The following is a 14,159-nucleotide window of genomic DNA, read 5'->3' on the forward strand; positions in this document are numbered from 1 at the left end:
TTATTATGGATATAAAAAAAATATTAGCAGAAGTTAAGCGTGGCTGTGCAGAGCTTATTGATGAAGAAAGAATAGAAAATTTAATTAAAAATTATTATGAAAAGGGTGAAAATTTCTTTATAAAAGCAGGATTTGATCCTACAGCACCTGATTTACATTTAGGCCATAGCGTGGTTTTAACAAAAATGGCTTTTTTACAAAAACATGGAGCTATTGTACAGTTTTTGATTGGAGATTTTACGGGACAAATTGGTGATCCAAGTGGAAAAAGTGTAACGCGTAAAAAGCTGGATAAAGAGCAAGTTTTAATCAATGCTAAAACTTACGAAACACAGGTTTTTAAGGTTTTGGATAAAGAAAAAACACAGATTAAGTTTAATTCTACTTGGCTTAATGAACTTGGAGCTGCGGGTATAGTAGAGCTTACTTCAACTTTTAGTGTAGCTAGAATGCTTGAGCGTGACGATTTTACCAAGAGATTTAAAGAGCAAAGCCCTATTTCAATCTGCGAGTTTTTATATCCTTTACTTCAAGGATATGATAGCGTGGCTTTAAAAAGCGATATTGAAATGGGTGGAACGGATCAAAAATTTAATCTTTTAATGGGAAGACAGCTTCAAAGAGTTTATAGCATAGGAAAAGAACAAGCTGTGATTATGATGCCTTTACTCGAAGGTTTAGATGGTATCAATAAAATGAGTAAAAGTTTAAATAATTACATTGGCGTTACAGAAAAAGCTAATGATATGTATGCTAAAATTTTAAGTATTAGCGATGAATTGATGTTTAGATATTATGAACTTTTAAGTCGAAAAAGCCTAGAAGAAATCGCGCAAATAAAAAAAGATATAGAACAAGGCAATTTACATCCTAAAAAAGCTAAAGAAAATTTAGCTTTAGAGATTACGGAGCGTTTTCACTCCAAAGAAGAGGCTAATAATGCTAAGTCTGAATTTGATAGAATTCATTCACAAAATGCTTTGCCAAGTGATATGGCTGAGTTTGAAATACAAGGAAAAATTTGGCTTGCCAAGGCTTTGGTTGAATGTGGTTTGGAAAGTTCTACTTCTGCGGCAAGAAGAAGCATCAGCGCTAATGCAGTAAGTGTAAATTCTCAAAAAGTTAGTGACGAACAAATGTATTTAGAACAAGGAGAATACATCTTACAAATAGGTAGAAGAAAATTTGCAAAATTAAAGGTAAAAGAATGAAATTACAATCCTTACAAATAGGCAAACATACTATAAAATATCCCATATTTCAAGGAGGAATGGGACTAGGCATAAGCTGGGATAGATTAGCTTCTGCAGTTTCTTTAAATGGGGGACTTGGGATTATTTCTTCTGTGGGAACAGGATATTATAAAGAAAGAAAGTATGCAAGTAAAGAATTAAACGCTAAACCTTATGGAAGTGAAAATTTTTACTCACGCAAGGGTTTGCAAGCTTTGATTAATAATGCAAGAAAAGTTTGTGGCGATGCGCCTTTGGGGTGTAATATCCTATGTGCAAGTAATGATTATGCAAGAATAGCACGCGATGCTTGTGAAGTTGGTTTTAATGTAATTGTTTCAGGTGCTGGACTTCCTACAAATTTACCTGAATTTACAGCCGATTTTCCTGATGTGGCTTTAGTGCCTATCATTTCATCGCCAAAGGCTTTAAAAATTATTTGCAAAAGATGGCAAAGCCGTTACAATCGCTTGCCTGATGCAGTGGTTTTAGAAGGGCCAAAAAGTGGAGGTCATCAAGGTTTTACTTATGAGCAGTGTTTAGATCCAAATTATCAATTAGAAAAATTAATCGCTCCTGTGGTAGAAGAGGCTAAAAATTGGGGATCTTTTCCTGTGATTGCTGCAGGTGGAATTTGGGATAAAAAAGATATAGAAAATGCTATTTCTTTAGGTGCTAGTGGTGTTCAAATGGGAACACGTTTTATAGGAACTTTTGAGTGTGATGCAAGTGAAGAGTTTAAAAACGTTTTGCTAGCTTCTAAAGAAGAAGATATAGAGCTTATTAAATCTCCTGTGGGCTATCCTGCTCGTGGGGTTAGAACCAATCTTTTAAATTTGGTAGATAAAAGAATGGGTCCTAAGATTAATTGTATAAGCAATTGTGTAGCACCTTGTGGACGCGGAAAAGAAGCAACTAAAGTAGGGTATTGTATAGCAGATAGGCTTTTTGATGCGTGGTCAGGTAAAAAAGAAACAGGGCTTTTTTTTACAGGTGCAAATGGATATCGTTTAGATAAGCTTATCAGTGTTAAAGAACTTATGGAAAAATTGGTTAATGGTGAATAATGGCTAAAATTTTTGTATTTTTAGTATTTGTTTTCACAACTCTTTTTGGAGCTTATGAAAATGAACTTGCAAATTTCGATAAAAATTTTATCGGTTCTAAAAGTGAAGTGCAAGTAAAATTTCATCATCAGCTCAAAAGTCTTTATATACAAAGTGTTATCAATGAAGATGAAAAAACTAAAATTGAAATTTTAAAAAGATTGATCATCAGTTCAAATACTTTAAATTTAGATGACAAGTCATATGCTAATGAATTAAAAGAAAGTGGTATAAGTGAAGCAAGTATCAATGCTTTAAGAAAGGCTGTTATTAAAGATATTAAGGTTCAAAATATTTCTCAAGACACTGAAAAATCAACTTTTAAACCTATAAAAACAGTTCAAAAAAATGAAAAAAAATCATCCAACGAACAGGTAAAAAATACAGAAAAAACAAATTCTAAAACTTCACAAGTATCAAAGAGTAGTATCGTTTCTAAAGCAAAAAGCGATGATAAAATTTATGTTTTAAAGTCAAGTAAAACAAATCAAGGCGTAGAGTTTGAGCTAAGTGCAGATTTGAGTAAGGATCAATTAAAAAGTTTTGCTTTAGATGAAAAAGGAAACTATCGTTTTATTAGTGATTTTGATGGGGTTTTAGAAGGGGGTAAAAAAGAGTTTAAATTTGATGACTATCGTTTAGTGATTTCACAATTTAATCCCAAAACCATACGCATAGTGGTTTATGCTAAAGAAAAAATTCCTATTGATATATCTTTTAAAGAAGAAAAATTAATTTTTTTAAAAGAAACTACTAGCCAAAAAAAGACTAAGCAAGTTAGTAAAATTTCAGAGAAAAAGCAAGATCAAAAAACAGAAATTAAAACCAAAGTTTTAGAAACAAAAAAACAAGATAAAAAAACCAATAACGAAAAAGAAAATCAAGAGTCTTTATATGTTTTAGATGCGGATAAAATTTCTAATGCTGTGGTGCTAAATTTAAGCGGTGATTTAGATGAAAAAGAAATAGCAGTGTTTGATATCAAAGATCAAAAATTCCGATATATTGTAAGTTTTAAGGGTGTGTTAGAAGGTAATAGAAAAAGTTTTACTTTTGGACAAAATGTGATTACAGTTACTCAATATAATCCAAAAACTGTTCGTGTGGTTTTGAGTGCTCCTAAAGAATTTAAACTTTTAAAGAAATTAGATAATAAAAATCTCATTTTAGGTTTTTATACACAAACTACAAATCAAAATGTAAACAAAAAAGCAACCCAAAGTTCTAGTAAAGCTTTAAATACAAATTACAAATCAGGAAAACTTGTAGTTATTGATGCAGGACATGGTGGAAAAGATAGTGGTGCTTTAAGTGATAAAAAAGGAAGTTTAAAAGAAAAAGATATAGTTTTAAGCACGGCTTTAAAACTTGGAAATGAACTTAAAAAACGCGATTATAAAGTGCTTTATACTAGAAGTTCGGATAAATTTATCAATCTTCGTGATAGAACTAAATATGCTAATGATAAAAGAGCGGATTTGTTTATTTCTATACATGCTAATGCAGCACCAAATGCCACAAAAGCCAAAAGTAGCGAAGGCGTGGAAACTTTCTTTTTAAGTCCTGCAAGAAGTGAAAGAAGTAAAAAGGCAGCAGAAAAAGAAAATCAAGGGGATTTTGAAGAGATTAATTATTTCTCAAAACAAAGTATTTTAAATTTCTTAAATCGTGAAAAAATCGTTGCTTCAAATAAACTAGCCATTGATGTACAAAAAAATATACTCACTCAAACACGCAAAAAGTATAAAATTGTAGATGGCGGTGTAAGAGAAGCACCTTTTTGGGTTTTAGTAGGTGCACAAATGCCTGCAATTTTGATTGAAATTGGCTATATCACACATCCAAACGAAGGCAAAAGAATTGCTAGTAAAGCTTTTCAAGATTTATTGGTTAAAGGCATTGCTGATGGAGTTGAGAGTTATTTTTATAACAACCGATGAAAAAAGCTAAGCTAATCTTTAAGGATAATACTCCTTTTTCTTTGGATTTTGATGATTTTTATTTCAATTCCAAAGATGGCTTAAATGAAAGCAAATTTGTTTACACTCATTCTTTTGAATGGAAAGATCAAGAAAATTTCATTATCGCAGAGAGTGGTTTTGGTATAGGTTTAAATTTTTTTCTTACTTTGAAACGCTTTTTAGAAACCACTTCTTCTAAGCGTCCTAAAAAACTTTTTTATATTAGCGTAGAAGCTTTTTATATCCAAAAAGAACAATTAAGAGAAATTTATCAAAAACTAGGATTTTATGAAGAGTTTAAAGAGCTTTTAGAGCAATTTTTAAAATTTTATCCTAAGGCTAAAGAAGGAATTTATCGTTTTTATTTTGAAGATTGTTTTTTAGATCTTGTTTTTGAAGATATTACTATTTTAAAAGAATTAGATTTTAAAGCTGATGTTTGGTATTTAGATGGATTTTCTCCAAATAAAAACTCGCAAATGTTTGATGAAAATTTAATTTTTGAAGTGGCAAGACTTTCTAAAAAAAATACACAAATTTGCACCTTTTCTTCGGCAAGTTTTTTACAAAAAAATTTAAAAAAATATGGTTTTAGAGTAGAAAAAACCAAAGGTTTTAGAAAAAGAGAAATGATTAAAGCTTATTTGGGAAATGAATTAGATTTTAAAGACAAAGAAGCGTATTTTTCAAGAATATTTTCATCTTTAAAAAATAAAAAAGTGGCTATTATTGGTGCAGGTATATCAAGTGCTGTTTTAGCTTATGAGCTTAGTTTAAGAGGTTTTGAAATAGATGTTTTTGAAAAACATTTAGAATTAGGCAAGGGTGCAAGTGGAAATGAAAGTGGAATTTTAAGCTCTTTAATCTTAAAGCCTAAGGTAAATTTAGGGGAGTTTTCAGAGCTTTCTTTTATAGAGGCAAGTCGTTTTTATAGACAAATTTTAGATTTAGAATTTAAGGGTGTGGTGGAGTTTGCACATAATGATTTGATGCAAGAAAGATTTGACACACAAAGAGAAAATGTTTTGTTTAAAATTTCAAAAAATCAAGCTTTTTTAGAAGAGGGTGGAGTGATTTTTCCAAAAAATTTGGTTAAAAATCTTTTTGAAAAAAGCAAAGCTTGTATATATTTTAATCATGAGTTTCAGTCTTATAATTTTGAAAATGAGTGTTTTACTTTAAAATTTAAAAATGATATTGTTAAAAGTGATTATGCGGTTTTAATTTATGCTATGGGCGCAGATACAAAAGACTTTGTTTTTTATGATGAGATGAAATTAAGTAAAGTAAGAGGTCAAGTTACACATCTAAAACCTTTTTTAGACACCCCATTTCCTTTATCTTCTAAGGCTTATATTTGCCCTATAAAAGATGATTTGCAAGTAATTGGTGCAAGTTATGATAGGCTTGATACAAGTTTAGAATCAAAAGAAGAAGATGATAAACAAAATATAAAAAATATAGCCGAATTTATAGATAAAAATATAAAATTAGAAATCATAGGTTCTAAGGTAGGCTTTAGATCTTATTCGAGCGATCGCTTTATGATAGTTGGGAATGCTTATGATGAAGTGTTTTATAAAGAAGAATATAAAGCTTTATTATGGACAAAAAACAAGGAGCAAAAACCAGCTAAAATGTCTTGTAATTTATATTTTAATTTTGCTCATGGATCAAGGGGTTTTAGCACAAGTGTTTTAGCGGCAAGGTATTTGTGTGCATTGATCAATAATGAACCCTTGTGTTTAGAAAAAAAATACATCCACGCTATTCACCCTGCAAGATTTTTGGTTCGTAAACTCAAAAAAGGCTTATGATTAAGCTTTAATTAAGAGTGATGCTAATATTTGCTTATGAGAGTAAGTTTTTAACTTTATTTTAACTTCCTTTATTTTATTATTATAGAGAATAAATTTCATGTTATAAAGGAAATATAATGATTGATTATCATCAAATAGAGTCGCGTTTATCGGCTCTTGAAAAACTTCCTTCTTTAAAAGATAATGATAGCATTGCAAAGGCATTAGAAAAATCAGGTTTTTCTAGAAGGGATTTTATGAAATGGGCAGGTGCTATGACAGCTTTTTTAGCTTTACCTGCAAGTTTTACTCCTATGGTAGCAAAAGCTGCTGAACTTGCTGATAGACTTCCTGTTGTGTGGCTTCATATGGCTGAGTGTACAGGCTGTAGTGAGAGTTTGTTAAGAAGTGATACTCCAACGATTGATAGTTTGATTTTTGATTATATTTCTTTAGAATATCACGAAACAGTAATGGCTGCAGCGGGTTGGCAAGCTGAAGAAAATTTAGAAAGCGCCATTCAAAAACATAAAAATAAATATATTTTAATGGTTGAAGGCGGTATTCCTATGGGTGATACTGAGTATTTTTTAACCATAGGAGCACATGGAAGAACAGGTTATGAACTTTCAAAGATGGCAAGTGAAAATGCTTTGGCTATTTTTGCTATAGGAACTTGTTCTAGCTTTGGTGGGATTCAGGCTGCAAGACCAAACCCAAGCAATGCACAACCTTTAAGCAAGGTAACAAGTAAAACCGTTATTAATGTTCCAGGCTGTCCTCCAAGTGAAAAAAATATAGTAGGTAATGTACTTCATTATTTATTATTTGGTGAATTGCCAGCACTTGATGTGTATAATAGACCAAAATGGGCTTATGGTTTAAGGATTCATGATCTTTGTGAAAGACGAGGGCATTTTGATGCAGGTGAGTTTGTGCATACTTTTGGAGATGAGGGAGCAAAGCAAGGCTTTTGTCTTTATAAAGTAGGCTGTAAAGGACCTTATACTTTTAATAACTGCTCAAGAGAGAGATTTAACCAGCATACTTCTTGGCCTATCCAAGCAGGACATGGTTGTATAGGTTGTTCTGAACCTGATTTTTGGGACACTATGGGACCTTTTGAAGAACCTATGGCTAGTCGTAAATTTGATACTGTTTTTGGACTGGGTGCAGATAGTGTTTCGGATAAAATTGGTATAGGCGTACTTACGCTCACAGGTGTTGCTATAGCAGCACACGCAGTTATATCTTCCATGCAAAAAGATAAGGAATAAAAATGAGTCAAAAAATAATTGTTGATCCTATTACAAGAATTGAAGGACATTTAAGAGTTGAAGTTGTTGTTGATGATAACAATGTGGTAAAAGAAGCTTATGCGGGCTCTACTTTATGGCGTGGTATTGAAACCATAGTAAAAGGGCGTGATCCAAGAGATGCTGGATTTATGACACAAAGAATTTGTGGGGTTTGTACTTTTTCGCATTATAAAGCAGGCATAGTTGCTGTTGAAAATGCTTTAGGTATTACTCCACCTTTAAATGCACTTTTGACAAGAACTTTAATGAATGCAGCTTTATTTTTACATGATCATATCGTGCATTTTTATCAACTTCATGGGCTTGATTGGGCTGATGTGGTAAGTGCTTTAAGTGCGGATGTTAAAAAAGCAAGTGATGAGGCTTTTAAATATACTCCAAATCCTTATGCAACAGGTGCAGATAAGCTTCTTGAAGTACAACAAAGACTTAAAACTTTCGTAGATAAAGGAAATTTAGGACCTTTTGCTAATGCATACTATGGTCATCCAACTTATCGTTTAAGTCCAGAGCAAAATTTAATCGTTCTTTCTCACTATCTAGAATGCTTAAGAATTCAAAGAATCATTGCTCAATGTATGGCAATTTTTGGAGCTAAAAATCCACATCCACAAAGTTTAACCGTTGGCGGCGTAACTTGTGTTATGGATTTGCTTAATCCTTCAAGAATGGGCGAATATATGGTTAAATTTCAAGAAGTACAAGACTTTGTTAATCGCGCATATTATCCTGATCTTGTGATGGCAGGAAAAGCTTATGCAGATGAAGCCAGTGTTTTAAATGACATAGGAGTAAATAATCTTTATACTTTTAAAGAATTCCAAATCGGAAGGGATGAATGGCTTTTTGAAAGTGGTATTATCAAAAATGGAGATTTAAGTAAGGTTTATGAAGTAGAAGAAGATAAGATTACTGAAGAAGCAACTCATTCTTGGTATGCAGACAATGAACCTTTACATCCTTATGATGGCAAAACAAATCCAAATTATACAGGACTTGTAGATGGAGAAAGCGTAGATCATCATGGTAATAATGTCCATTCTAAAGTGTTTGATACCAAGGGTAAATATAGCTGGATCAAGGCTCCACGCTATGAAGGAAACCCTATGCAAGTAGGACCTTTGGCAAATATCGTTGTAAATTATGCTAAAGGTAATCAAAATGTTGTTCCTGTGGTAGATGAGTTCTTAAAGGAAACAAAACTTCCTTTAAATGCTGTATTTAGCACACTTGGAAGAACAGCTGCACGCTGTATAGAAGCAAAAATCGTTGCAAACAATGCTTTAAAAGCGTTTAATAATTTAGTTGAAAATTTAAAAGTAGATCAGAGTACTTGTGCCCCTTATGTGATCGATAATTCTAAGGAATACAAAGGACGCTATATGGGTCATGTGCCACGCGGAACATTAAGTCATTGGTGTAGAATTAAAAATGGCGTCATTGAAAACTGGCAAGCTGTAGTGCCTTCTACTTGGAATGCAAGTCCAAAAGATGCTAATGGCGTAGGTGGAAGTTATGAGCAATGTTTGATAGGGCTTAAAATTGCCGATGTAAAACAACCTCTTGAAATCATTAGAAAAATTCACTCTTATGATCCTTGTATTGCTTGTGCAGTGCATGTAATGGACACTAAGGGCAATAATCTAAGCGAATATAAAGTGAATGTCAATTTATAAGGAGGCTTTCATGCAAAACAAAGAAGAAAAATTGCAAAGAAAAGCTGAATATGAATTTAGCATAGGTTTGCGTTTAACACACTGGGTAAGAGCTATTGCTATAGTGATTCTTATTGGTACAGGGTATTATCTTTCTTATGTGTTTCAAAGTCCTATTAGTAACGGCGAACCTGTAAATTTTATGCAAGCAAAATATCGTTTAGTACATCAAGCGGTGGGTTTTGTTTTAATCGCTTGTATTATTTTTAAAGTGTATTTGTTTTTCTGCGATAAGATAAGCGCAAAAGAACGCGCAAGTGTATGGGATATTTTTAATATTAAATTATGGATAGAACAAATAAAATTTTACATTTTCCTAGGAAAACACCCGCATTTAAAAGGGGTTTATAATCCTTTGCAATTTGTAACTTATTTTTTCTTTTATCTTGTGATGTTAGGTATCATTCTTACAGGGCTTATTCTTTATACTCATACTTATCATGAGGGTTTAGGCGGGCTTTTATATCATATTTTAAGACCACTTGAAGCTGCAATGGGTGGTTTGGCTGGTGTAAGAACTTATCATAGAATTTTGATGTGGGTGATTATGATTTTTGTACCAGTGCATATTTACATGGCGATTTTTAATGCAGTAAAAGGTAAAGATGGTGCTATGGATGCTATCATTAGTGGATATAAATTTATAAAAGAAGAAAAGCGTTGAAATTCTTAGTCCTTGGAATAGGCAATATCATGTTTGCAGATGAAGGCTTAGGCGTTCATCTTTGCAAACAACTTGAAAAAAACTACAAATTCAATCATCCTGAATTTACTTTAGATTTTGTTGATGGTGGAACTTTGGCTTTGCAACTTAGCTATATCATCGCTCGGTATGATAGACTTATCGTTTTAGACTGCATAGAAGCGCAAGATGCGAGTATAGGAGATGTATTTTTCTTTCCTTATGATGCCATGCCTAATAAAATTAGCTGGAGTGGAAGTGCCCATGAAATAGAAATGCTTCAAACCTTGCAATACATGGAGCTTGCAGGCGATTTGCCTAAAACCCACATTTTAGCTTGTGTGCCAAAGCGTATTGAAGCAATGAGTTTTAAGCTCTCAGATGAGCTTATACAAGGAGCTAAAATCATGGAAAAAACTTTACTTGATTTTTTAAGCAAGGAGGGTTTTGTTTATGAAAAGATTGCGGATTTTTCTTTGCAAGAATTAGCCGATATTTCTTATAAAAATTACTAAATTTTAGTTCTAAAATTCATAGCTTTATTTAAAGAGATTAAATCTACATTTTCTAAATTTACACCACTTGGAATTCCTTGAGCGATTTTGCTAAAACTTAGGTTTAAGCCTTTAAATTTATCTTCTATAAAAAAGATAGTTGCATCAGAATTAATGCTATGTGTTAATGCAAAAATGAGTTCAGAGATATTTAGTTTAAGTATGATTTGCTTTAGTTTTTCAAGTTTTTCTTCATTTAAGTTATCTAAAACAAAATAAAGCCCATTGTAACTTTGACTCTCTTCGAGTGTTAGTATATCTTTTGGACTTTCAACTATACATAAAATGTTTTTATTTCTTTCTTCATCGCTACAAATTTCACAAAGCTCATTTTCGCTTAAAGCACCGCATTGCTCACAAGGTTTTATAAAGCGGATAGCATTTTCTATATTGTGTGCGAGTTTCATACCATCGATTTGATTGTTTATGCAAAGGTGATAAGCAAGTCTTATGGCGGTTTTTTTTCCTATGGTAGGTAAATTTGCAAAACTTTCAACAAGTTCGTTGAATTTTTCTAGGCCTTTTGGCATCATTTTTCTTTATCTCCAAAGAAAATTTTAAAGCAATGCTTTCCATCATCATAAAAATAAATCAAATCAAAATTATGCAGTTTGCATACTTCTGAAACTATATAAAGTCCTAGTCCCATACCTTTGACTTGATTATGCTTTTCTCTTGTAAAAGCTTCAAGATAATGTTCTATAGGCTCTGCTAAAGGTTTACCTGGATTTTTAATGGTAAAACATTCTTTACAACAAAAAACTTCACAAGTGCCATTGTTTGAGTATTTTAAGGCATTATCGATAAGATTTTTTAAAATAATGGAGAAAATTTCCATATCAACATTGATTAAAGCATCGTGTTTTATATCAACTTTTACAACTTTGTTAAAATCATCTCTCATAAGATGTTTTTTAGCTTCTTCAAGTATAGCGCTAAAATAACTAAGTTTAAAATGTAAATTATAGTTTTTTGAAAATAAATTTTCGATTTTGGCAAATTCATTGATTAAAGAATCCATGCGCAAAAATATAGCGATAAGTCTTTCTTTTTGTTTATCTTCTTTGATCATTTCAGAAATAATCCTCCCTTTTCCTATGGGAGTTTTAAGTTCATGCATAATGGTTCTTAGGAAAAGTTGTCTAGATTGGATTAGCTCTTGATTTTTCTCGAAAGCTTTTTGAAATTCAAAGGCGATTTTGCCTACTTCATCTTCTTGATAGTCTAAAAAATCAGGTTGTTCCCCATTTGTAACTTTAGCAACTTGCCTTCTTAACTTTTTTAAAGGTTCTAAGGATTTTAATACCGAAAAATACATAAAAACAACCAACAAAGAAAAAGAAAAAAATCCTATCAATAAAAGATTATAAACCCTATCGCTAGTATTTCCTTCATACAAGCCATCAAAATCTTTACATTGAACATCAAAATAAAGATTGCTATGATATTTCAAAGAAGAAAGGGTGCAAAGTTCTCCATTTGCTTTAAAAAGTGAGTCTCCATTATTTCTTATAGTTTTTACAAGATAGGAATTTTGTATAGCGTTAAAACCGCTATTTTCAAGATAGGATCCTATTTTAGCACCTGAAGTGTTTTCATAGGAGGTGAGTAAATTTTTTATAAGATTTTCTTGTTTTAAACTTTCTTCTTCGTTGTAAGCACTTCCTTCTATTTTCAAAAGAACGATAAAAAGCACACAAACTAAGAAAAAAGTAACAACAAATAAAATAATTAGTTTAGTATAAATAGAATAATTTTTTGTCATCCTATTAGTTTATATCCTATACCTCTAACAGAAAAAATATGTTTTGGAGATTTTGAACTATCTCCTATTTTTACTCTTAAGCGACCGATGATAACATCAAGACTTTTAGAATCTTTATCTTTTAGATTTTTACAGCGACTTACAAGCTGTTCTCTTGAAACGCTATATCCGTGCTGTTGGATAAGGTATTCCAAAATTTCAAACTCAGCAGGTGTAAGTGTTAAAACCTTATCTTCATAGCTGATCTCATGCCTTCTTTCATCGATCTTGAAAGCGGAATTAATATTTTCATTATTTACGTGTTCAACTCTTTTTGTGCGACGAATAAGACTCATAATCCTTGCATACATTTCTTTTGGATCGTAAGGCTTTGGTAGATAATCATCAGCACCGATTTGAAGCCCTACAACCTTATCGCTTAAGTCACCTCTAGCTGATGATATAATAATAGGAATATTGCTTTTTTGTCTGATTTCTCTACAAACTTCAAGACCATCAATTCCTGGTAAAGTTAAATCTAAAATTAGACAATCATAGCCTTGAATGCCTACATTTAAGGCACTTTTAGGATTTTCAAAATTTGTGATTTTAATATTAAATTGCGCTAAATACTCAGATAATAATTGCGCAAAATCAGGATCATCTTCTATCATCAACACATTAATCATTTTGGTATCCTTTAAATTTTTATCTAAGATTTATATATTTGCATAATTTTATTTAAAATTTGATAAATTATTGATTTTATTTTTGCTAAAATTATATTTTCGAATTTTTAAGATTAAAATTCTAGCAAAATTTTAAATTTGTTAAAGGAATAATGTGGAAATAAGTTATTATGAAATTCTTGAAATCACGCAAAATGCTGATAAAGAGACTATAAAAAAAGCCTATAGAAAAATGGCTTTAAAATACCATCCCGATAGAAATCAAGGTGATAAAGAAGCAGAAAATAAATTCAAGCTCGTTAATGAAGCCTATGAGGTTTTAAGCAATGATGAAAAACGTGCTATTTACGATAGATACGGAAAAGATGCCTTAAAGGGTGGTGGATTTGGTTCTAGTAGTTCAGGTTTTGGTGGTTTTGAAGATTTAGGAGATATATTTTCTAGTTTTTTTGGAGAAGGCTTTGGTTCATCATCGCGTCATAGAAAAAATTCAAATGATGAAAAAATTCCTTCAGATTTTATAATTAATTTAAAATTAAGTTTTAAAGAAGCGGTTTTTGGTTGTAAGAAAAATATAGATTTTACCTATAAGTGTTCTTGTAAAACTTGCAATGGAACAGGAGCAAAAGATGGAAAACTTCAAACTTGTCCAAAGTGTAAAGGTAGAGGACAAGTTGGAATTTCTCAAGGGTTTATCACTTTTGCACAAACTTGTCCTGATTGCCAAGGAAGTGGAGAAAAGGCTAGTGAAAGATGTAGTGATTGCAAAGGTTTAGGTTATAATGAAAGCAAAGATAGTGTCGAACTTACTATCCCAGAAGGTGTAGATACAGGTATGAAACTTCGTGTCAATGCTAAAGGCAATATCTTAAAAAATGGCACTAGAGGGGATATGTATGTTAAGATCATCGCCACTGAAGATGATACTTTTATCAGAGATGATGATGATATATATATAGAATTTCCAGTGTTTTTTACTCAGGCTATCTTAGGAGAGAGTATAAAAGTGCCTACCATACGCGGTGAAGCGACTTTAAATTTGCCAAAGGGTGCTAAAGATGGACAAAGATTTGTTCTTGAAAAAGAAGGGGTTAAAGATGTTCATAGTTCTCGCATAGGAAATCAAATCGTTCAAATTTCTATCAAATTCCCAACTTCTTTAAACGATGAACAAAAAGAACTTTTAGAAAAACTAAGTGAAAGTTTTGGTATCAAAGATGGTATGCATCAAGAGCAAAAAGGGCTTTTTGAAAAAATCGCTAATTGGTTTAAGTCTTAATTTTCCTAAAGCTTTTTAGCTTGGGAAAATTTTTTATATAAATTTAAGTTTTAAAAATCAGGTATAAAAAAAGGCGGAG

General features: G+C 31.7%; 12 protein-coding genes. 9 read left to right on the plus strand and 3 right to left on the minus strand.

The window, feature by feature from the left end; translation table 11 throughout:
* Positions 1-5: 5 nt before the first annotated feature.
* From tyrS to hydD, 8 genes are all read left to right on the plus strand, one after another.
* Positions 6-1,211: a tyrosine--tRNA ligase gene (tyrS, locus tag ACOTU8_RS00400; RefSeq protein ID WP_422341305.1), complete on the plus strand. Its 1,206-nt coding sequence runs from the start codon at positions 6-8 to the stop codon at positions 1,209-1,211.
* The gene (locus ACOTU8_RS00405; RefSeq protein ID WP_422341306.1) at positions 1,208-2,299 is read left to right on the plus strand and encodes a nitronate monooxygenase; all 1,092 of its coding nucleotides are present in this window, start codon (positions 1,208-1,210) and stop codon (positions 2,297-2,299) included. The genes tyrS and ACOTU8_RS00405 overlap by 4 nt, the downstream gene beginning before the upstream one ends.
* Positions 2,299-4,278 (plus strand): N-acetylmuramoyl-L-alanine amidase, encoded by a 1,980-nt coding sequence (amiA, locus tag ACOTU8_RS00410; RefSeq protein WP_422341307.1) that lies wholly within the window; start codon positions 2,299-2,301, stop codon positions 4,276-4,278. Before ACOTU8_RS00405 ends, amiA begins: the two co-directional genes overlap by 1 nt.
* The gene (mnmC, locus tag ACOTU8_RS00415) at positions 4,275-6,116 is read left to right on the plus strand and encodes a bifunctional tRNA (5-methylaminomethyl-2-thiouridine)(34)-methyltransferase MnmD/FAD-dependent 5-carboxymethylaminomethyl-2-thiouridine(34) oxidoreductase MnmC (RefSeq protein ID WP_422341308.1); all 1,842 of its coding nucleotides are present in this window, start codon (positions 4,275-4,277) and stop codon (positions 6,114-6,116) included. The genes amiA and mnmC overlap by 4 nt, the downstream gene beginning before the upstream one ends.
* A 119-nt stretch (positions 6,117-6,235) precedes the next feature.
* The gene (hydA, locus tag ACOTU8_RS00420) at positions 6,236-7,375 is read left to right on the plus strand and encodes a hydrogenase small subunit (RefSeq protein ID WP_422341309.1); all 1,140 of its coding nucleotides are present in this window, start codon (positions 6,236-6,238) and stop codon (positions 7,373-7,375) included.
* Positions 7,376-7,377: 2 nt separating this feature from the next.
* Positions 7,378-9,093: a nickel-dependent hydrogenase large subunit gene (gene hydB / locus ACOTU8_RS00425; RefSeq protein WP_422341310.1), complete on the plus strand. Its 1,716-nt coding sequence runs from the start codon at positions 7,378-7,380 to the stop codon at positions 9,091-9,093.
* A gap of 10 nt (positions 9,094-9,103) precedes the next feature.
* Positions 9,104-9,796 carry a Ni/Fe-hydrogenase, b-type cytochrome subunit gene (gene cybH, locus ACOTU8_RS00430; RefSeq protein WP_422341311.1) on the plus strand — a complete coding sequence of 231 codons (693 nt, stop codon included), beginning with the start codon at positions 9,104-9,106 and terminating at the stop codon, positions 9,794-9,796.
* Positions 9,793-10,329 (plus strand): HyaD/HybD family hydrogenase maturation endopeptidase, encoded by a 537-nt coding sequence (gene hydD / locus ACOTU8_RS00435; RefSeq protein WP_422341312.1) that lies wholly within the window; start codon positions 9,793-9,795, stop codon positions 10,327-10,329. The genes cybH and hydD overlap by 4 nt, the downstream gene beginning before the upstream one ends.
* Here hydD and recR read toward each other — a convergent pair.
* Genes recR through racR form a run of 3 tightly spaced genes read right to left on the minus strand, consistent with a single transcriptional unit; the run spans position 10,326 to position 12,801 of the window.
* A complete protein-coding gene (recR, locus tag ACOTU8_RS00440) occupies positions 10,326-10,898 on the minus strand; it encodes a recombination mediator RecR (RefSeq protein ID WP_422341313.1) in 573 nt (190 codons plus the stop codon). The two genes, hydD and recR, sit on opposite strands and share 4 nt — an antisense overlap.
* The gene (gene racS, locus ACOTU8_RS00445; RefSeq protein ID WP_422341314.1) at positions 10,898-12,133 is read right to left on the minus strand and encodes an ArsS family sensor histidine kinase; all 1,236 of its coding nucleotides are present in this window, start codon (positions 12,131-12,133) and stop codon (positions 10,898-10,900) included. The genes recR and racS overlap by 1 nt, the downstream gene beginning before the upstream one ends.
* A complete protein-coding gene (racR, locus tag ACOTU8_RS00450) occupies positions 12,130-12,801 on the minus strand; it encodes a response regulator transcription factor (protein ID WP_422341315.1) in 672 nt (223 codons plus the stop codon). The genes racS and racR overlap by 4 nt, the downstream gene beginning before the upstream one ends.
* Before the next feature lie 154 nt (positions 12,802-12,955).
* On the opposite strand from racR, the gene dnaJ reads away from it, so the two are divergent.
* Positions 12,956-14,080 (plus strand): molecular chaperone DnaJ, encoded by a 1,125-nt coding sequence (dnaJ, locus tag ACOTU8_RS00455; protein WP_422341316.1) that lies wholly within the window; start codon positions 12,956-12,958, stop codon positions 14,078-14,080.
* Positions 14,081-14,159 lie beyond the last annotated feature (79 nt).

Source organism: Campylobacter jejuni (genome assembly GCF_049221745.1).
Lineage (GTDB): Bacteria > Campylobacterota > Campylobacteria > Campylobacterales > Campylobacteraceae > Campylobacter_D > Campylobacter_D jejuni_E.